This is a genomic window from Paraburkholderia ginsengisoli NBRC 100965 (assembly GCF_000739735.1).
GTDB lineage: Bacteria > Pseudomonadota > Gammaproteobacteria > Burkholderiales > Burkholderiaceae > Paraburkholderia > Paraburkholderia ginsengisoli.
The window spans coordinates 75,968-93,453 of record NZ_BBJF01000022.1; the positions used below are offsets into that span (position 1 = coordinate 75,968).

The window sequence follows — 17,486 nt, forward strand, 5'->3', positions numbered from 1 at the left end:
CCCGCTCTCATTCCCGCTGTTCTATCCCCGCCGCACTCGTCACGCTGCATGAAATTGCGGCACAATGGTTTGTGGGCAATCGATTTGCACGCTACTTCACACGAGATGCATCATGACCCAGCGCCCCGCATTGCCCTTCACGCTCGACGAGCAACTCTGCTTCGCCCTCTACTCGACCTCGCTTGCGATGACGAAAGCGTACAAGCCTTTGCTCGAGAAACTAGGCCTCACGTATCCGCAGTATCTGACGATGCTGGTGCTGTGGGAGAACGACGACGTCACCGTCAAGGACATGGCCGCGCGTCTGAATCTCGATTCGGCGACGGTCACGCCACTGCTGAAACGCCTCGAAGCGCAAGGCTTGCTGGAACGCGCACGCGGCGTCGACGACGAACGGCTCGTGTATATTCGGCTCACCAAAGCCGGCGCGGCCCTCAAGCGCCAGGCGCGCGAAGTGCCCGCGGAGATTCTCTGCGCGACGCAGCAGGCGCCGGAATTCCTGCTGCGTCTGCGTGACGACCTGACCCGCCTGCGCGCCACGCTCCACGACTACATGGATCAGTAGCCGTCCGCTCCCGTAAAACGCCCACTATCGGGACGATGCAAAATTTAGTTTGCACACAAATAATTTGTGTACTATCTTAACCACATGCCGCTTCGCTAGCGCTCCGCCAGAACGGCGGCCCAGCAGACAACGGCACCCATGCAGACCCTGAAAGACAACCCAGACAAGGAGCAACACCATGAACATCCTCTACAAGGCAAGTGCAACGAGTACCGGTGGCCGCGACGGCCGTGCTGTGTCGTCGGACAATGCGCTGGACGTGAAGCTGGCCGCACCGCGTGAACTGGGCGGCAACGGCGCGGCAGGCACGAACCCGGAACAACTGTTCGCAGCCGGCTACTCGGCGTGTTTCCTGAGCGCGATGAAGTTCGTCGCGGGCCAGAAAAAGCAGACTTTGCCAGCCGACACGCAAGTGACCGCCGAAGTGGGCATCGGTCCGAACGACAAAGGCGGCTTCGCGCTCGATATCGATCTGCGCATCTCGCTGCCGGGCCTGCCCGCGGATGCGGCGAAGGAACTGGTCGACGCGGCGCATCAGGTCTGCCCGTACTCGAACGCCACCCGCAACAACGTCGCGGTCCGTCTGCAAGTCGCGTAAGCTGCGACGTCGATGAATGGCGGCTGAGTCGCCACCGAATCGACGAGACGGCACGCCACCCGCGCGCGGCGGTCAACAGCGCCCGCACCCTGCACAATAGGGGCGGGCGCTGGTTCATTGGTGGACTCGGCACGCAATCTGCGACGCCGGCCGGGGCCCTCGCTTGCTGCTTGCTGTTTGCCATGGCGTCTCCTTCCCTCTGAGCAAAGATCGACGATCCGATGACCCGAGCCCGACGACTGAACGACTCCTTCGACACCGGTCTGGTCTGGTTCCGCCGCGACCTGCGCAACACCGACAACGCCGCCCTCTACTACGCGCTCAAGCATTGCGAGCGGGTCTGGTGCGCGTTCGTGTTCGATACGACGATCCTGCAACCGCTCGTCGACGCATGGCAGGCTCGTCATCCGGACACGCGGGTGCAGGACCGCCGCATCGAGTTCATCCTCGCCGCGCTGCGCGAACTGGACGATGCGTTGCGTGCGAAAGGCGGCGGCCTGATCGTGCTGTACGGCGATCCGGCCGATCTCGTGCCGAAGCTCGCCGCCGAACTCGGCGTCGAGGCGGTGTTCGCGAATCACGATTACGAGCCGGTCGCGCTCGAACGCGATGAGACGGTGCGCGAGCATCTGGCCGAAGCCGGGCGGCAGTGGTTGACGTTCAAGGACCAGGTGATTTTCGAGCGCGACGAGGTGTTGACCGGCCAGAGCAAGCCGTTCACCGTCTTCACGCCATACAGGAACGCGTGGCTCAGGCAACTGACGGCGTTCGATCTGAAGCCGTATCCCGTGGAAACTTACGCGGCGCATCTGGCGCCGCCGCCGAAGCTCGACCGCTCATTGCCGACGCTCGACCAACTCGGCTTCGCACCGAGCAACCTCGCGGAACTGGAACTGCCCACGGGCATGAGCGGCGCGCAGCGCCTGCTCGACGACTTCCTGAGCCGCATCGACAGCTATGCGGACCGGCGCGATTTTCCGGCCGCCAAGGGGCCGAGCTATCTGTCGGTTCATCTGCGCTTCGGCACGGTCTCGATCCGCACGCTCGCCCGCCTCGCCCACGAGATGTCGTTGCAACCCGACGGTCAAGGCTCGGCCACGTGGCTGTCGGAATTGACCTGGCGGGACTTCTACTTCATGATCCTCGCGCATCATCCGCGGCTTGCGAGCGGCGCGTCGTTCAAGGTGGAGTACGATCGCCTGCGCTGGGAGCGCGGCCCGGCGGCCGACGAAGCCTTCGCCGCGTGGTGCGACGGCCGCACCGGCTATCCACTGGTCGACGCCGCGATGCTGCAACTGAACCGAACCGGCTACATGCACAATCGCCTGCGAATGGTGACGGCGAGTTTTCTGGTCAAAGATCTGGGCGTGGACTGGCGGCTCGGCGAGCGCTATTTCGCCGAACAACTGAACGACTTCGATTTCTCGGCGAACAATGGCGGCTGGCAGTGGGCGGCGTCAACGGGTTGCGACGCGCAGCCGTACTTCCGGATCTTCAATCCGGTCACGCAGTCGGAAAAATTCGACGCCGAGGGGCGCTTCATCAAACGCTATTTGCCGCAACTGGCGAAGCTGCCCGCGAAATGGATTCATGCTCCGTGGCTCGCCGGCGCGCAGCGGCTCGCGGAATTCGGCGTGGAGTTGGGCAAGGACTACCCGGCGCCCATCGTCGACCATGCCGAAGCGCGCGCGCGCACGCTAGCACGTTTCGGCAAGTGAGCACCCGCTTACGTCGCTTGATCGAGAATTGCTGGGGAGGTGAAGGATGCGCCGTTTGCCGTCGCTGCTCGTATTTCTGATTTTGACGCTGGCTGCCGGGCTGGTAGCGAGCCAGTTTCTGCCCGATGCGTGGTACGCGTCGCTGCAAAAACCCGCGTTCAATCCACCGAACTGGGTGTTCCCGCCAGCGTGGACGACGCTCTATGTGCTGATGGCGATTGCCGCGTGGCGCGTGTGGAAGCGCGACGGGTCGAACTCGGCGATCGTCTTATGGGTGGTGCAGTTGCTGTTCAACGCAGCGTGGATGTGGCTGTTTTTTGGCCTGCATCGACCGGATCTGGCGCTGGCCGATATCGCAATTCTGTTGATCCTGATCGTCGCGCTGACCTTCGTCTTCTGGCGACGGGACCGCTGGGCGGGAGTGCTGCTGCTGCCGTATGTCGCCTGGGTGGCGTTCGCGACGCTGTTGAACTACGCGCTATGGCAGTTGAATCCGGCTGTTTGAACCGTGCGGCAGCCTGCGGAGCGTCGGGTGGATGGCGACTCGAGCGCCTCGCCCCTGGCATCGGCGTTTCACTGCGCGCCGATGCTTCGACTCGCTCAGCTTAGTGCTGGCTCATCCACGACGGTTGGCGAACGTTCGCCTCACGGTCGAGCTTGCGCATGCGGAATTCGAGATCGTACAGATCGGTAGCTTCGGCGAGGAACGCGTCAGCGCGCTCTTTCGCGAGTTGGTCCGGTGATTTGGTCAGGAACAGGAACAGTCGGCTAAGCAGGTACATGATCAACCTCGTCAATGGGTTTTGGCGTTAAGGCTTAAGGGATAACCCGTATTATAGGGAAAACCCTAGGTTCGCGCCACTGCTCATTTTCGAAGCGTTGCTTTCGGGTCACCGCCCGGCCGACGAGGCGGCTGTGGCGGCGCTTTCCGCGATACGGCCGCCGCCGGTCCGGCGTTGATGCTTAAAGAATTCCCACACCATGGCGCTCGCGTCTGGGCCTTTCGCCGAATGGAACGGCACGGCGTCGTCGCCGCCGCTCCACGCGTGGGCGAGCCCTTGCACACGGCACAGCCGCACGACGCGCCGCCCACCGCGTACATAATCGCGCGTCACTACGCCGCCCTTGCGCTCTTCGCGGACTTCGCCGACTTTGCGGGCGCCGTTGGCGTCGACGATCCGGTTCAGGCGGAGGAACTGCTCCGCCAATTGATCGCCATTGACGGGCGCCACGACGTGATCGGCGTCGCCGTGAATGACAATCGCCGGCATGCCCGGGTAATTGGCCACATCGGTCATTTCGTCGGCGAGCGCGGCCGGCTCGCGACGCGCGCCGCGCCGCATCACGTCCATCGCCGCAATGCCCGAGCGGGCCTCGCCGAAAGCGGGGCCGGAATGCAACGCGACGGCGGCAAAATGCTGCGGATATTTGAGTGCGAGCAGCGCCGTCAGGCCCGCGCCGGCGGAAATCCCGGCGACATACACGCGTTCGCCATCAAAACCGTGCTGCGCGACGAGCGCATCGACCAGCGACACCACGGCACGCGCCTCGGCCCCGCCGGCGCTTTCGCCCGCGTCGTACCAGTGCCAGCAGCGATGCGAATGCACATGTTTCGATTGCTCCGGATACACGACGGCAAAACCGAAGCGATCCGCCAGCACGTTCATCCGCGTGCCTTCGGCGAATTCGTCGATCGACTGGGTGCAGCCGTGCAGCATCACGACCAGCGGCATTGCCTCGAGCGCATGTCCCGACGGGATATACAAGCCGTACTGCAGGTGATTGACGAGCCGTCCCGGCGCGGCAGGCGCGGAATGGAACGAACGCGTCCATGCGCCGCTCGCCCATGCCGACGCGCGCGGCCGCACCCGCGACTCGCGCGCATTGGCGCGCGACACCTCGCGCTTCGCCGGCACGCGCAGCGCGGCCGCCGGCTTGGCCGGGCGAACCTTGCTGGACGGCTTGGCGGTGGCGGGCCGCGCGGGCCATGCCGTCAGGCGCTTGGTGGTTTTTTTGGCGTGCTCGGTCTGGATCGCGAGCAGCCGCTTCAAACCGCGCAGCCAGACTTTCGATAGACTTTTTGCCATCGGCGGAAAACCTCGCAAAAAGGGACAGGATTCGCTCGACAAAACCTCGAACGATATTTCGTTGTGCAATGCACAATAACACCAATCCTCATGCGATGCTGGAGTCCGGCGACACCCGCCAAGGTCGAATTTCCTCGCGGCGAACCTCGACTGCGGGCCGGCGTCGAATTGCTGCCACGCCTGTTGGGCGCCTAACGTTCGGCGGTCAGATGCGCGACGCGCGGCAAGACCGCGATGCAGCACCCGTCTATACTGGCGGCTAAATCAATTGATCTGCGGGCTGGCGCCGCCTCGGCGTTTCGCGCCGTTCGCGCGTCGATTTGTCCCACTGACCCGATTTTACGCGGCCTCCGCCGCACTCCTGCCATGCCCGATTTACCTCTTCATCTGTGGTATTCGATCACCAGTCTGGGCGGTGCCGGCATGACGCTGCCGCTCGCGTTCGCCATCGCGCTCTGGCTTGGGCTCGGCTACACGTGGCGGCTGGCGGCGGGCTGGCTGTTGCTGCTCGGCGCGGCGATCGGCGTGGTGACCGTGACCAAGCTGGCGTTCCTCGGCTGGGGTGTCGGCGTGCGCGAACTGAATTTCACCGGCGTCAGCGGCCACGCGATGCTCTCCACCGCCGTCTATCCGGTCGTCCTGTTCCTCATGCTGCTGCCCGCGCGCCCCGCGATCCGGCTGATCGGCGTCGTACTGGGACTGGCTGCCGGAATCGCGGTGGGTCTGTCGCGGGTCGTGCTGAGTGCTCACTCGCCGTCCGAGGCCGTCACCGGCTGTATGGTCGGCGCGCTGGCCGCGCTGGTGTTCGTGCGCATCGCGTGGAATGCCGAGCCGGGCCGTCTGTCGGCATTGCCGGTCGCACTCAGCATGCTGGCGCTGGCCGTGCTGATGCACGGCGTGCACGTGCCGACGCAGCGCTGGGTCACGCATATCGCGCTGAAGGTGTCCGGGCACGACCGGCCGTTCATCCGCGCCAAGTGGAGGTCCATCCGCGATCCGCGCCCGGCCACCGCGCCGCTCTCGCAAACGCTCAACACGCTCGCGCCGCCGCGTGAGCCCCGCGTCTGAGCGCGCCCCTGCCGCTTCACAAAATGCGTTAAGCGCGTGACGAATCGTTGTCGCGAGTACCGTTATATCCTTTCGCATATTACGATAGCGTTTTAATCCACCGATCCGGTCCGCGCCGGACATCCACGTCTCCATGACATTCGCCCGCCGCTTTCTGAAACACGCGCTGTGCGTTGCCAGCGCCGTCTCCGTCGCGATCAGCGCCAACGCCCGCGCCGACGAACTGGTGGTCTCCGCCGCCGCCAGCCTGACCAACGCGTTCAAGGCGGTCAGCGAAGTCTTCGAGCAGCAGCATCCGGGCACGAAGGTGTTGCTGAACTTCGGCGCCTCCGACGTGCTGATGCAGCAGATCGTCAAAGGCGCGCCCGCCGACGTGTTCGCGTCCGCGGATCAGAAAGCGATGGACAACGCCGCCGCGGAAAAAGTGATCGTGCCGGCCACGCGCCGCGACTTCGCGGCCAACTCGCTGGTACTGATCGTGCCGGCCGACAGCCACTTTGCGCCGGCCGCGCTGAACGATCTGACCGCCGCGAACGTGAAGCGGATCGCGTTCGGCGATCCGGCCTCCGTGCCGGTCGGCCGCTATACGCAGGGCGCGTTGCAGGCCGCCGGCGTGTGGGATGCGGTGAGTGCGAAAGCCGTGCTGGCGTCGAACGTGCGTCAAAGCCTCGACTATGTGGCGCGCGGCGAAGTCGACGCGGGCTTCGTGTTCGGCACCGACGCCGCGATCATGCCCGGCAAGGTCAAGGTCGCGCTGAGCGTGCCGACGCAAACGCCGGTCACCTATCCGATCGCGCAAGTCGAAGGCAGCCGCCACGCGGCCGATGCCCAGGCCTTCATCGACTTCGTGCTGTCGCCGGCCGGTCAGAGCGTGCTGGCGAAGTACGGCTTCAGGCCCGCCCATTAATCTCACCGGACACGCGCGCTCATGCAACAGGTCTGGATTCCGCTCCTGCTGTCTTTGAAAGTGGCGGGCTGGGCCACCGCGCTCAATCTGGTGTTCGGCGTCGCCGCGGCCTTCGGTTTATCGCGCTGGCGCTCGGGCGTGCGCGACGTGATCGATTCGCTGCTGATGCTGCCGCTCGTGTTGCCGCCCACCGTGCTCGGCTATTACCTGCTCGTGCTGCTCGGACGACGTGGCGTGATCGGCGCGTGGCTCGACCGCTTCGACATCCAGCTGGTGTTCACGTGGCAGGGGGCGGTGATCGCGTCGACGGTCGTGGCGTTTCCGCTCGTGCTGAAGTCGGCGCGCGCCGCGTTCGAGTCTGTCGATCCGCAACTCGAACGCGCCGCGCGCACGCTCGGCGTCAGCGAAACGGCGGTGTTTTTTCGCGTGACGCTGCCGCTCGCCGCGCGCGGCATTCTCGCCGGCGGCCTGCTGGCGTTCGCGCGCGCGCTCGGCGAATTCGGCGCAACGCTGATGATCGCGGGCAACTTGCCGGGGCGCACGCAGACGCTGTCGGTGGCGGTGTATTCGGCCGTGCAAGCCGGCGACGACGGCACCGCGAATTTCCTCGTGCTCGTGACCTCGGTGACGTGCGTCGTGATCCTGTTGCTCGCGGGCCGCCTGGTGCCGCAGCACACGCTTCTGAGTTCGCGCTGACATGCCGCTCGCCGTCGACATCCGCAAGACCTTCGAGAGCGCCGAGCGCCGCTTCACGCTCGACGTGTCGTTCCGGGCGACCACCCAGCGCGTGGTGCTGTTCGGACCATCGGGCGCGGGCAAGAGCCTGACCTTGCAGGCGATCGCGGGGCTGCTGCGTCCCGACGAAGGCGCGATCACACTGCATGGCGATGCGCTGTTCGACAGCGCGCGCGGCGTCGATCTGAAACCGCAAGCACGCAAGATCGCCTACCTGTTTCAGGACTACGCGCTGTTTCCGCATCTGAACGTGCGCCAGAACATCGGCTTCGGCTTGCGGCAGGGCTGGCTCAATCCGCGCGCGCGGCATGCGCATCCGCAGGTCGACTACTGGCTCGACGCGCTGGAGCTGAAAAGCGTCGCGGGCAATCATCCGGTGCAGTTGTCGGGTGGACAGAAGCAGCGCGTGGCGCTGGCGCGGGCGCTGGTTGCGCAACCGCGCCTGCTGTTGCTGGACGAGCCCTTTTCCGCGCTCGACAGCGCGCTGCGCCAGCGCATGCGGCGCGAGCTGTCGGACCTGCAAACGCGGCTCGATATTCCGATGGTGTTGATCACGCACGACCCCGACGACGTCGCCGCATTCGGCGATCAGGTCGTGCAAGTCAGCGACGGCTGCGTGCGCGAGAATCATCCGTTTGCGGGTTACGCGCGTAGCGAGCCTTGATTCAGCCAGGGACGCGGCGCCGGCCGGCGTCCATTTGCGCGGCTCGCGCCGTCTGTGTCGCTTACGCCGCTCGCGGCTTTGCGGCTCTCAATCCTTCACTCCAAGTATCACGCTCGACGCCTTGAACGCCGCAACGGCATTCGAGCCTTCCGCGAAACCGAGCGCGTCGACGCTTTCATTCGTGACGACCGCCGTAATGACCGCGCCACCTTCGAGCGCAAGCGACACCTCCGCATTCACCGCGCCGCGCTTCACGCTCTGCACGACGCCGTGCAACTGATTGCGCGCCGACAGCTTGAGCGGCGCGCCGCTTTCATCTTCGACGAGCAGCACGACCCACGACGCCTTGATCAACGCGAACGCCGCGACGCCTTCGGCCAGACCCAGCGTCTCGGTGCTCTCATGCGTGAGCACGGCGACGATCGTGTGAGCGCCGGGCAGCGCCAGCGACACTTCGTCGTTGACCGTGCCGCGCGTGATCGCCGACACCGTGCCATAGAACTGATTGCGCGCGCTCGTCTTCACGCCGATGCGGCCGATCAGATCCCAATCCGTCGCGAAACCGTCGATCGCCGCGCCCGCGCGTTCGAGAAAGCGCCGATGCTCGCGTTCGACCGCGCGAAACGTCTCGATCAGCTTCACCGCACGCGGCGTGAGCGTGGTGCCGCCACCGCCCTTGCCGCCGGTCAGGCGCACGACGAGCGGCTCGCCGGCGAGGTTGTTCATCGTGTCGACGGCATCCCACGCGCCTTTGTAGCTCATGCTGACGGCTTTCGCCGCACTGGTGATCGAACCGGTTTCGCCGATCGCTGCGAGCAGCGCGATTCGCGACGCGCCGCCGAGCGTTTGCGCGCCGGCCTGAAACCAGACGGAGCCGCCGAGTTCGAGAGATTCGTGACGAGGATCGGTGCGGTCGGATGTCATGGCGGAAAGCGGTGAAGGGTCCGGGAAAAGGCGGCAAATCATTATAGCCACGCACACGTGCGCCACCGCCTGCGCGGCTGACGCCTCGCGCATGGCCGGCCGCGAAAACGGATAGATGGGATACTTTGCGCTCGACGTTTCGACCACGCCGCCCTTCACGTTTTTCGGCACGGCACACCTCGGCCCGCTCGCCGCAACTTCCACAAGGAGCCACTCAGTGAACATCGATCTATCGGGCAAGACCGCGATTGTCAGCGCATCCACGGCGGGCATCGGCCTCGCTATCGCAACCGGCATTGCCGCGTCAGGCGCACTGACGATCGTCAACGGACGCAAGCAGGACGCGGTGGACCGCGCGCTCGACAGCATTCGTAAGACAGCGCCGCAAGCGAAACTCCAAGGCTTCGCCGCCGACCTCGGCACGCGCGAGGGCTGCGATGCGCTCGCGCAAGCCGTGCCGCAAGCGGACATCCTGGTGAACAGCCTCGGCATCTTCGGACCCGGCGACCTGTTCAGCACCGGCGACGACGACTGGGAGCGCTACTTCCAGGTCAACGTGATGTCGGGCGTGCGGCTCACGCGCCACTACCTGAACGGGATGATGGCGCGCAAGTGGGGCCGCGTGGTGTTCATCTCGTCGGAGTCGGCGCTGAATATTCCGCCGGACATGCTCGCGTACGGCTTCTCGAAGACCGCGCAGTTGAGCATTGCGCGCGGCATCGCCAAACAGGCGGCCGGCAGCGGCGTCACCGTGAATTCCGTGTTGCCGGGACCGACGCTGTCGGACGGCTTCCGCGCGATGGTCGAAGACACCGCGAAGGAGCAAGGCAAAAGCGTCGAACAGGTCGCCACCGAGTTCGTGCGCGAGCATCGCAGCAGCTCGATCATCCAGCGCGCGGCCACCACCGAGGAAGTGGCGAACATGGTCGTCTACGTCTGCTCGCCGCAAGCGTCGGCGACGACGGGCGCGGCGCTGCGCGTGGACGGCGGGGTGATCGATACGATTGCATGATGACGGCCTCAGCGGATAGCCATAAGCGCAGGGCCCGAACAATCGCCTGAGCGCGCACGCATCCGACGCGAACCCGAGGCAGCCACGGGATCGGCACGTCAGGCTTAAGAAGCGGCCCCTGACTGCCGTTATCCCGGACTCACGTCCGACCCCGTGAGGTCGGCGTCTTCATGTTCCGTTCGAGAGACTTAATCCAAGATGCAATGGCTTTCCAATCTCAAGCTTAGCCACAAGCTTGTGGGCTCGTTGATGCTGTGCGCGCTCGTTACCGCCGTCGTCGGCACGGTGGGTGTACTCAAGGTGCGCGCCGTCGCGACGATGCAGACCGAAATGTACGAACGCGAATTCGTTCCGGTGCGCCAGGACGGCACCGCCGCGTGGCAAGCCGCTTCGCATTTCCGCCGACTGTATTCGTACATCCTGAACGCCGATGCTGCCGGCCGGGCCGACACGGTCAGACTGAACCACGGCGGCGAAGCGTCGATCCTCGCCGCGTTCGACTACGAACGCACGCACGCGACCACCGATGCGCAAAAACAGCTGCTCGGCGATTTCGACGCCACGTGGCCCGCCTACATGAAGTCGGTCGAAAAGGTCGAAGCGCTCGCCGACCAGGGCGACCAGACCGGCGCGCTGGCCGAGTTGAAAGCCACCACCGACCCGCTGCACGTCAAGCTGCGCACGCTGATGATCAAGTTGTCCGACGTGCGTGACGAACTCGCGAAGCAGCGCGTCGCGCAAGGCACCACGCTGGTCGCATCGGTGACGTGGTGGATCGCGATCTGCGCGCTCGCCGGCGTGGCGGTTGCGATCGGCCTCGGGCTCGTGGTGACACGTGCGGTCGTGCAGCAGATCGGCGGCGAACCGGCGGCGGTCGCGCAGGTCGTCGAACAGATTGCCGGCGGCGATCTGAGCAAACCCGTCGACGCTCGCGGCGCGGACCGGCGCAGCATCCTGGTCGCGGTCGCGCGCATGCAGGAGCGTCTCGCGACGACCATCGGCTCGATTCGCGAAAGTGCCGAGTCGGTCAGCGTGGCGTCGAAACAGATTGCCAGCGGCAACCTCGACCTGTCCGCGCGGACCGAAGAGCAGGCGGCGTCGCTCGAACAGACCGCGTCCAGCATGCTGGAACTGACGCAAACCGTCAGCCAGAACAGCGACAACGCGCGCAATGCGAATACCCTCGCGCTGAAAGCGGCCAGCGTCGTCGACATGGGCAATACCGCCGTCGAAGGGATGGTGCAGACCATCGGGCAGATTAGCGGCAGTTCGACGAAAATCTCCGAGATCACCGGCGTGATCGAAGGCATCGCGTTTCAGACCAACATCCTGGCGCTGAACGCGGCGGTCGAGGCCGCGCGCGCCGGTGAGCAGGGCCGGGGGTTTGCAGTGGTCGCGAGCGAAGTGCGCAGCCTCGCGCAACGCTCGGCGAGCGCGGCCAAGGAGATCAAGGAAATGATCTCGACGTCGGTTGCAACGATTCAGGGCGGCACGCAGCAGGCTTCGGAAGTCAGCACGACGATGGCCGACATCAAGGAAGCGATTCGGCGCGTGTCGGATATCGTCGGCGAGATCGCCACGGCCTCCGAGGAACAGACCCGCAGCATCCAGCAGGTTAGCCAGGCCGTGACGCAGATGGATGAGACCACGCAGCAAAATGCTGCTCTCGTCGAAGAGGCTGCGGCGGCGGCACAATCGCTCGACGCGCAGGCAGACAAGATGAAGCAGACGGTGTCGGTGTTCCGCATCGGTGACATGGCAAGTTCCGGCGCCATCGCGAAGCCCGCGATGCGGGCCGCGCTGCCGAAGGCTGTTGTCGCGGTGTCGCCGAAGGCTGTGGTCGCGGAGCCTAAGCGCGCGGTCGCAACTGCGGATAGCGACTGGGACACGTTCTAGTCTTCGGTTTTGGCGTCTGTCACACCGCGTGCGGCTCGCGGTGTCCAGACTTTCGGTTGGGGCGATGTTTCCCGCCCCGCCGCGCAACACAGCCTCGCGTCACACCGCGTACTGCGCGATCCCGTTCCCAAACGACCAATTCTCCTTCTCCACCTCGACGAGATTGATAAACACATCCTCTCGTCGCACCCCCGGCGATTCCGCCAGTTCATCGACAATCCGCCGATATAGCGCCTTCTTCTGCTCGATCGAACGCGTGTTGCTCACGGTCAGCTGAATCACAACGAAATCGTCGCTGCGCTCGATGTTCAGATACTGCCGGTCGTAGACGAAATTGCTGGCCTCGTGCTCGGTGATCAGCACGAACTGGTCGTCCTTCGGCACGTTGAACGTGTCGACCAGCGAGCGCTGAATGCCGTCGGTCAGCGCCTTCCGGTATTCGGCCGGCTTGCCGGCGCGCAAAGCGATTCGGGTGAGCGGCATGATCGAACTCCTTGTTTCTGTGTTGGATGAACACAGCTTAGGCGCGTCCAGTCATAATAAACAGACATCATCGGCTATTTCATCTATATTCATTGGAAATGAAAGTTCTCGATCTCGATGCGGTGCGCGCGTTCGTCCTGGTTGCCGATCTGCACAGCTTCACGCGTGCGGCCGACGCGCTCGACACGACGCAATCGGCGGTCAGTCTGAAGCTCAAGCGATTGGAAGCGCATCTGGGCAAGCAGTTGCTGGAGCGCACGCCGCGCGTGGTGCGCCTGTCCGCCGACGGCCACGCGTTTCTCGCTGCCGCGCGCGAGTTGCTGAATGCGCACGAGCGCGCGCTGGGCTCGCTGTCGGTGGAGCGCCGACGGCTCGTACTGGGGCTCAGCGAGCACGTCGCGGGGCCCGATCTGCCGCTGCTGCTCGCCCGGCTCAATGCACACGACCCAGGCCTCGTGGTCGAATTGCATATGGGCCAGTCGGCGGCGCTGCTCGCGCAATTCGACGAACGCCGGCTCGACGCGGTGATCGTTCGCTACGGCGCCGACGAACCGCCGCGCGACGATGCCCAGGCGCTGTTCAGCGAACCGCTCGGCTGGCTCGCGACGCCGGCGTGGCTGCCGAGGGCCGGCGAGCCGTTGGCGCTGGCGTTGCTAAGTGCGCCGTGCAATGTGCGCGATGTGGCGCTGCGCGCGCTGACGCAGGCGGGGATGGGGTGGCAGGAAGTGTTCGTCGGCGGCGGGGTGGCGGCGGTCGGCGCGGCGGTGGCGGCGGGACTGGCCGTGTCGCCGCTGGCGCGCCGGGTGGCGCCGCGCGGATTGGTCGATGTCGGTGAGCGGCTCGGCTTGCCGTCGCTGCCAGAATCGCGCGTCACGCTGCATTCGCGGGTGCGGGACCCGCGCTCGGTCGAAACGTTGCGCCTCGTGGCGAACGGTTTGGCCGCGTCATGACGACACCCCGCGCCGCGCCCGCTCATGGCTAGAACTCACTGCCTTTTCGCTTAAGCTGGAAAAACAACTCGTGCAAAGCAGACCCGTGGACCTCGACCCCCGACAAACCGCCGCCGTCCGTGCGGTCATCGAAACCGGCAGCTTCGAGCAGGCCGCGCTGCGGCTCAACCTGACGTCGTCGGCGGTATCGCAGCGGGTGCGGGCGCTCGAAACGCGCCTCGGCAATCCGCTGATCGTGCGCACGCGGCCGTGCCGCGCGACCCAGACGGGCCAGCGGCTGCTGCAATATCTGCGACGCGCCGCGCTGCTCGAAGACGATTTCGCGAGCGATCTGGCGGGCGCCAACGACGCGTTGCTGAGCGTCGTCGCCGCCGTCAACGCGGACACCTTGTCGACGTGGTTTTTCCCCGCGCTGTCCAATGTACTGCTGCAGGAAAACGTGCTGCTGGACCTGACCGTCGACGATCAGGACCACACGCACGCGTTGCTCGCGTCGGGCCTCGCGATCGGCTGCATCACCACAGAACCGGCGCCGATGCGCGGCTGTTTCGCCGAACGGCTCGGCGCGATGCGTTACCGGCTGGTGGCGTCGGCTGCGTTCGTCGAGCGGTGGTTTCCGAACGGGTTGACGCGCGAGAGCGCACGGCGCGCGCCGGTGATTCTGTCCTCGCGCAAGGACGCGTTGCAGGCGCGGTTTCTCGAAACGCGCTTTGGGCTGCCACCGGAAGCGTATCCGTGCCACTACGTGCCCGCGCCCGTGCCGCGCTACATGGCGATCCAGCGCGGACTCGCGTACGGCATGGTGCCCGAGCTGGAATTCGGCGATGCGCTCGAGCGTGGCGAGCTGATCGACCTCGCGCCGAAGCAACCCACCGACGTCGAGCTGTACTGGCACGCGTGGAAGGTCCAGTCGCCGCGCCTCGAAAAGCTGTCGGCGCGAATCGTCGAGCTGGGTCGCGCGGCGCTGGGGCCGCCGGGCGGCAAGCCACGACGCAAACGCGTCGCGTGAGCCGGGATCAGTGAAGGATCGGCGGCAGCGAACCGCTGCTGGCGGTCGCGGGATTGGTGGCAGCTTCCAGCGGAGCCGCGCCAACGTTTGCGGAAGCGGCCGACGCGTTCATCTGAGAGGTCGCTGGTTTCGCCGAGACTTTGAGCGCATGAGGACGCGCGTTGCGGCTTTGAACCAGGTTGGCATGCACGATCTTGCCCTGCCCCAACTTCGCCTGAGCGAGCGGAGCATGCGGCTTTCCGGCCTGCGCCGTCACGACGGCTGTCATTTTGGGCTTGCCCACGGCCGGCATTCTCGCGCCGCTTTTCGGCATGCCCTTGGCCATATCTTTCGCCGCGCCTTTGGCCGCGACCTTTTTCACGCCGCCGTGCGCCGCGAGCTTACCGCCGTGTGCCGTGCCGGCGCCTGCGGCTGTCGCCACACGCGGCCCCGTGTGCCGGGCCGCACCCGCCACGTGCTTCGAACCCGCTTTCGAGTCGGCCTTCACAACACCTTTGCCCTTACCCGCCGCGGCCTTCTTCGCCGCCGATTTCGCGGCATGCCCGCTCGCCTCGGGCGGATTCCAGACTTCCGTATAACCCGCAGCCAGGGCCGCCTCCGACACACACCACACGGCGAGCGCCGCTACTACTGCTCGAACCCACATCTCCTGCTTCTCCTGATCTTTGACTGCATGACGAGCGGGGATTATATTCTCTTGCAAAAATCCATATTTAGACTAATATCAATTCCAAGTACATATAGGGACTTACCCGCTCATGGCTCACGCTGCCCGCCTCAACCCGCCCGAAGAGCCGATTCGTCGGCCCGTTTCGGCGCCCACGCTCACGGAGATGTCGGCGGCGGGTCTGCGCGCGTTCTTCAACATCGCGCGCGACTGGGACCTGAACGCCGACGAGCAGATCGTTTTGCTCGGCTCGCCGGGCCGTTCGACCTTCTTCAAATGGAAAGCGACGCCTGAAACGGCGCGACTCGGGCGCGATACGTTAGAGCGTTTGTCGCTGCTGCTCGGCATCTACAAGGCGCTGCAAATTCTGCTGCCGCAACCCAGCGCCGCCGACACCTGGATCAAACGCCCCAACAGCGCGCCGCCGTTCGGCGGCCGCCGCGCGCTGGACCGCATGCTGGCGGGCAACATCAGCGATCTCGTGGCCGTGCGCCAGTATCTCGATGCGATGCGAGGCGGTTGGGCGTGACACAACCGCATTGGCAGGACCGCTGGCCTACCGCGCCGCTCGACTGGACGCCCGCGTACCGGGTGATCCCGACACGTTTCCCGGCTGTGAACCTGTTCGACCGGGTCGCCTCTCCCGAAGATTTCGACGCGCTCTACGCACTCGAAGCGATGACCAACGATCGCCTGCGCACCGAAGTCGGCGAACTCGATCTGGTGCCGCGCGAAGAACGCCGCTTCGGCCCCGGCTACGGACCGATTATGGCCGCGCTGACGCATCTGAATCCACTCGGCAGCCGCTTCTCCGACGGCACCTACGGCGTGTTTTACTGCGCGCGCTCGCGCGCCACCGCGATCGCCGAAACGCGTTATCACACGGGAAAGTTTCTGGAGGCGACCGCCGAGCCGCCGATGCGCCAGCAGATGCGGCTCTACACGGTGGCGGCGCAAGGCAGCGTGGTCGATCTGCGCAACGACGCGTCGCTCGATCTCGCGGTGCTGTCGCCCGGCGATTATCTGGCCGGCCAGTCGCTCGGCCGCGCGGTGCGCGAGGCGGGTGCGCCGGGCATCGTGTATCCGTCGGTGCGGGACAACGGCGGCGAATGCCTCGCGGCGTTCCGCACCACGCTGCTGCGCGACTGCCATCACGCGGCGTATCTGGAATACAACTGGAACGGCACGAGCGTGGATATCGTGTTCGAGCTCAGTCAGGTCGGCTGACGAACGGATCGCCCTACCCTCGCGTCGCGTCCCGGTGCTGCGCCGGACGCGGGCGAGTCAGGACCAGCTCAGGGCAGAGCGAGCGCCGCGGCCCCCTCGGCGCGCGCTTCTTCGACCGAAATCGACCAGCGCATCAGCGCCTGCGGCTGCACGATCGTCAGCTTGCCGCCGGGGCCGAACGCGCCGGTATCGATGAACACCTGCGAGCCGATCTGCGTGATGTCGCGCATCGGCGTGTGGCCGCAGTAGGTCAGCGAGAGTCCGCGTTGCCGCAGCGGATCGGCGTTGCCCACCGCGAGGTCGCGTCCCCACAGCAACTGCTGGCGGGTGTCGGGGGAGAAATTGCCGGCGTCGAGATCGGCGTCGGTGCCAAAAAATTCGGCGTGCAGAACATTGAAGCGCTCCTTGCCGCTGCCGACCACGCGCACGAGCGGCAGCGTCCGCAGACGTTCCGCGTAGTGCTGCAAGCGCTCTTCGGGCAGTGTCGCGGCCCACGCGCCGCCGATTCCATACCACCACTGACGCCGCAAACGTCCTTCGGCGACGGCGCACAGCGTGTCTTCGTGATTGCCGAGCACGGCGAAGAACCACGGCTTGTCGAGCAGCGTGAGCGCCTGCTCCGAATGTTCGCCGCGATCGACCAGATCGCCGACCGAAAAGAGCCGGTCACACGCCGGGTCGAACGCGATCATGCGCAGCAGATAGCGCAGCGCATCGACGCAGCCGTGCACGTCGCCGACCACGAAATCGCGGCCGCTCGCATTGGCTGCATGATGCTGAACTGGGTTAACGAGTACGGAAGACATGTGCTCATGATAATGCTGCATCCGCGAGTGCGTATGCGCGGTGCCTATCGTATCCTGGCGCCTCGGCGGGCAAAACTGACGCAAAACGACGCGAAAACGGCGCGTTTCCGGGAGCCCTTACCGGAAACGCGCCGCCGTCGCGATGTTTTTACCGCGAGGTGAGCGCCGCT

20 protein-coding genes are annotated in these 17,486 nt (G+C 65.5%); 14 read left to right on the plus strand and 6 right to left on the minus strand.

Annotated features, from left to right (window positions below):
- The first annotated feature begins 112 nt into the window (after window positions 1-112).
- The 4 genes from BGI01S_RS25325 to BGI01S_RS25340 all read left to right on the plus strand — a co-directional run bounded on the left by BGI01S_RS25325 (window position 113) and on the right by BGI01S_RS25340 (window position 3,386).
- Entirely contained in the window at window positions 113-565 is a 453-nt protein-coding gene (locus BGI01S_RS25325) for a MarR family winged helix-turn-helix transcriptional regulator (protein WP_042328941.1), read from the plus strand.
- Between the two features lie 178 nt (window positions 566-743).
- Window positions 744-1,163 carry an organic hydroperoxide resistance protein gene (locus BGI01S_RS25330; protein WP_042328943.1) on the plus strand — a complete coding sequence of 140 codons (420 nt, stop codon included), beginning with the start codon at window positions 744-746 and terminating at the stop codon, window positions 1,161-1,163.
- A 221-nt stretch (window positions 1,164-1,384) separates the two neighbouring features.
- Window positions 1,385-2,881: a cryptochrome/photolyase family protein gene (locus tag BGI01S_RS25335; RefSeq protein WP_042328944.1), complete on the plus strand. Its 1,497-nt coding sequence runs from the start codon at window positions 1,385-1,387 to the stop codon at window positions 2,879-2,881.
- A gap of 46 nt (window positions 2,882-2,927) precedes the next feature.
- On the plus strand, window positions 2,928-3,386 hold the full coding sequence (locus BGI01S_RS25340) for a TspO/MBR family protein (RefSeq protein WP_042328945.1): 459 nt from the start codon (window positions 2,928-2,930) through the stop codon (window positions 3,384-3,386).
- Window positions 3,387-3,486: 100 nt separating this feature from the next.
- Here BGI01S_RS25340 and BGI01S_RS29820 read toward each other — a convergent pair whose 3' ends face one another.
- Both BGI01S_RS29820 and BGI01S_RS25345 read right to left on the minus strand, forming a co-directional pair.
- Window positions 3,487-3,663: a DUF3563 family protein gene (locus tag BGI01S_RS29820; RefSeq protein WP_074766744.1), complete on the minus strand. Its 177-nt coding sequence runs from the start codon at window positions 3,661-3,663 to the stop codon at window positions 3,487-3,489.
- Window positions 3,664-3,771: 108 nt separating this feature from the next.
- Complete coding sequence (locus BGI01S_RS25345; RefSeq protein ID WP_042328947.1) at window positions 3,772-4,968, minus strand: extracellular catalytic domain type 1 short-chain-length polyhydroxyalkanoate depolymerase; 1,197 nt, start codon at window positions 4,966-4,968, stop codon at window positions 3,772-3,774.
- 366 nt (window positions 4,969-5,334) lie between these two features.
- On the opposite strand from BGI01S_RS25345, the gene BGI01S_RS25350 reads away from it, so the two are divergent.
- The 4 genes from BGI01S_RS25350 to BGI01S_RS25365 all read left to right on the plus strand — a co-directional run bounded on the left by BGI01S_RS25350 (window position 5,335) and on the right by BGI01S_RS25365 (window position 8,342).
- Window positions 5,335-6,036 (plus strand): phosphatase PAP2 family protein, encoded by a 702-nt coding sequence (locus tag BGI01S_RS25350; RefSeq protein WP_042328948.1) that lies wholly within the window; start codon window positions 5,335-5,337, stop codon window positions 6,034-6,036.
- A 133-nt stretch (window positions 6,037-6,169) separates the two neighbouring features.
- Window positions 6,170-6,943: a molybdate ABC transporter substrate-binding protein gene (modA, locus tag BGI01S_RS25355; protein WP_042328950.1), complete on the plus strand. Its 774-nt coding sequence runs from the start codon at window positions 6,170-6,172 to the stop codon at window positions 6,941-6,943.
- Window positions 6,944-6,964: 21 nt separating this feature from the next.
- On the plus strand, window positions 6,965-7,639 hold the full coding sequence (gene modB / locus BGI01S_RS25360) for a molybdate ABC transporter permease subunit (RefSeq protein ID WP_042328952.1): 675 nt from the start codon (window positions 6,965-6,967) through the stop codon (window positions 7,637-7,639).
- 1 nt (window position 7,640) lies between these two features.
- Window positions 7,641-8,342 (plus strand): sulfate/molybdate ABC transporter ATP-binding protein, encoded by a 702-nt coding sequence (locus BGI01S_RS25365; RefSeq protein ID WP_042328954.1) that lies wholly within the window; start codon window positions 7,641-7,643, stop codon window positions 8,340-8,342.
- Window positions 8,343-8,429: 87 nt separating this feature from the next.
- Here BGI01S_RS25365 and BGI01S_RS25370 read toward each other — a convergent pair whose 3' ends face one another.
- Window positions 8,430-9,266: a TOBE domain-containing protein gene (locus BGI01S_RS25370; protein ID WP_042329033.1), complete on the minus strand. Its 837-nt coding sequence runs from the start codon at window positions 9,264-9,266 to the stop codon at window positions 8,430-8,432.
- Between the two features lie 217 nt (window positions 9,267-9,483).
- On the opposite strand from BGI01S_RS25370, the gene BGI01S_RS25375 reads away from it, so the two are divergent.
- Both BGI01S_RS25375 and BGI01S_RS25380 read left to right on the plus strand, forming a co-directional pair.
- Entirely contained in the window at window positions 9,484-10,278 is a 795-nt protein-coding gene (locus tag BGI01S_RS25375) for an SDR family NAD(P)-dependent oxidoreductase (protein WP_042328956.1), read from the plus strand.
- 198 nt (window positions 10,279-10,476) lie between these two features.
- Window positions 10,477-12,174, plus strand: a complete 1,698-nt coding sequence (locus tag BGI01S_RS25380) for a methyl-accepting chemotaxis protein (RefSeq protein ID WP_042328958.1) — start codon at window positions 10,477-10,479, stop codon at window positions 12,172-12,174.
- A 99-nt stretch (window positions 12,175-12,273) separates the two neighbouring features.
- Here BGI01S_RS25380 and BGI01S_RS25385 read toward each other — a convergent pair whose 3' ends face one another.
- A complete protein-coding gene (locus BGI01S_RS25385) occupies window positions 12,274-12,657 on the minus strand; it encodes a tautomerase family protein (protein WP_042328960.1) in 384 nt (127 codons plus the stop codon).
- 98 nt (window positions 12,658-12,755) lie between these two features.
- Here BGI01S_RS25385 and BGI01S_RS25390 point away from each other — a divergent pair, with 98 nt between their 5' ends.
- Window positions 12,756-13,607, plus strand: coding sequence for a LysR family transcriptional regulator (locus BGI01S_RS25390; RefSeq protein WP_042328961.1), 852 nt, complete (start codon window positions 12,756-12,758; stop codon window positions 13,605-13,607).
- A 70-nt stretch (window positions 13,608-13,677) separates the two neighbouring features.
- Window positions 13,678-14,616 (plus strand): HTH-type transcriptional regulator ArgP, encoded by a 939-nt coding sequence (locus BGI01S_RS25395; protein WP_232624431.1) that lies wholly within the window; start codon window positions 13,678-13,680, stop codon window positions 14,614-14,616.
- A gap of 7 nt (window positions 14,617-14,623) precedes the next feature.
- Here BGI01S_RS25395 and BGI01S_RS25400 read toward each other — a convergent pair whose 3' ends face one another.
- Entirely contained in the window at window positions 14,624-15,262 is a 639-nt protein-coding gene (locus BGI01S_RS25400; protein ID WP_042328966.1) for a hypothetical protein, read from the minus strand.
- A gap of 187 nt (window positions 15,263-15,449) precedes the next feature.
- Between BGI01S_RS25400 and BGI01S_RS25405 the strand changes: the two genes are divergently transcribed.
- Together BGI01S_RS25405 and BGI01S_RS25410 are read left to right on the plus strand one after the other, a co-directional pair.
- Window positions 15,450-15,812, plus strand: coding sequence for an antitoxin Xre/MbcA/ParS toxin-binding domain-containing protein (locus BGI01S_RS25405; protein ID WP_084585494.1), 363 nt, complete (start codon window positions 15,450-15,452; stop codon window positions 15,810-15,812).
- Window positions 15,809-16,510, plus strand: a complete 702-nt coding sequence (locus BGI01S_RS25410; protein ID WP_042329035.1) for an RES family NAD+ phosphorylase — start codon at window positions 15,809-15,811, stop codon at window positions 16,508-16,510. Before BGI01S_RS25405 ends, BGI01S_RS25410 begins: the two co-directional genes overlap by 4 nt.
- Before the next feature lie 68 nt (window positions 16,511-16,578).
- Here the strand turns inward: BGI01S_RS25410 and BGI01S_RS25415 are convergent, their stop codons facing one another.
- Entirely contained in the window at window positions 16,579-17,316 is a 738-nt protein-coding gene (locus BGI01S_RS25415) for a metallophosphoesterase (protein WP_232624430.1), read from the minus strand.
- Window positions 17,317-17,486 lie beyond the last annotated feature (170 nt).

What these genes read in the sequence shown, in the direction of transcription:
- BGI01S_RS25325 (WP_042328941.1), top strand. Translation starts at nt 113, where the DNA reads ATGACCCAGCGCCCCGCATTGCCCTTCACGCTCGACGAGCAACTCTGC.
- BGI01S_RS25330 (WP_042328943.1), top strand. Translation starts at nt 744, where the DNA reads ATGAACATCCTCTACAAGGCAAGTGCAACGAGTACCGGTGGCCGCGAC.
- BGI01S_RS25335 (WP_042328944.1), top strand. Translation starts at nt 1,385, where the DNA reads ATGACCCGAGCCCGACGACTGAACGACTCCTTCGACACCGGTCTGGTC.
- BGI01S_RS25340 (WP_042328945.1), top strand. Translation starts at nt 2,928, where the DNA reads ATGCGCCGTTTGCCGTCGCTGCTCGTATTTCTGATTTTGACGCTGGCT.
- BGI01S_RS29820 (WP_074766744.1), bottom strand. Translation starts at nt 3,663, where the DNA reads ATGTACCTGCTTAGCCGACTGTTCCTGTTCCTGACCAAATCACCGGAC.
- BGI01S_RS25345 (WP_042328947.1), bottom strand. Translation starts at nt 4,968, where the DNA reads ATGGCAAAAAGTCTATCGAAAGTCTGGCTGCGCGGTTTGAAGCGGCTG.
- BGI01S_RS25350 (WP_042328948.1), top strand. Translation starts at nt 5,335, where the DNA reads ATGCCCGATTTACCTCTTCATCTGTGGTATTCGATCACCAGTCTGGGC.
- modA (WP_042328950.1), top strand. Translation starts at nt 6,170, where the DNA reads ATGACATTCGCCCGCCGCTTTCTGAAACACGCGCTGTGCGTTGCCAGC.
- modB (WP_042328952.1), top strand. Translation starts at nt 6,965, where the DNA reads ATGCAACAGGTCTGGATTCCGCTCCTGCTGTCTTTGAAAGTGGCGGGC.
- BGI01S_RS25365 (WP_042328954.1), top strand. Translation starts at nt 7,641, where the DNA reads ATGCCGCTCGCCGTCGACATCCGCAAGACCTTCGAGAGCGCCGAGCGC.
- BGI01S_RS25370 (WP_042329033.1), bottom strand. Translation starts at nt 9,266, where the DNA reads ATGACATCCGACCGCACCGATCCTCGTCACGAATCTCTCGAACTCGGC.
- BGI01S_RS25380 (WP_042328958.1), top strand. Translation starts at nt 10,477, where the DNA reads ATGCAATGGCTTTCCAATCTCAAGCTTAGCCACAAGCTTGTGGGCTCG.
- BGI01S_RS25385 (WP_042328960.1), bottom strand. Translation starts at nt 12,657, where the DNA reads ATGCCGCTCACCCGAATCGCTTTGCGCGCCGGCAAGCCGGCCGAATAC.
- BGI01S_RS25390 (WP_042328961.1), top strand. Translation starts at nt 12,756, where the DNA reads ATGAAAGTTCTCGATCTCGATGCGGTGCGCGCGTTCGTCCTGGTTGCC.
- BGI01S_RS25400 (WP_042328966.1), bottom strand. Translation starts at nt 15,262, where the DNA reads ATGTGGGTTCGAGCAGTAGTAGCGGCGCTCGCCGTGTGGTGTGTGTCG.
- BGI01S_RS25405 (WP_084585494.1), top strand. Translation starts at nt 15,450, where the DNA reads ATGTCGGCGGCGGGTCTGCGCGCGTTCTTCAACATCGCGCGCGACTGG.
- BGI01S_RS25415 (WP_232624430.1), bottom strand. Translation starts at nt 17,316, where the DNA reads ATGTCTTCCGTACTCGTTAACCCAGTTCAGCATCATGCAGCCAATGCG.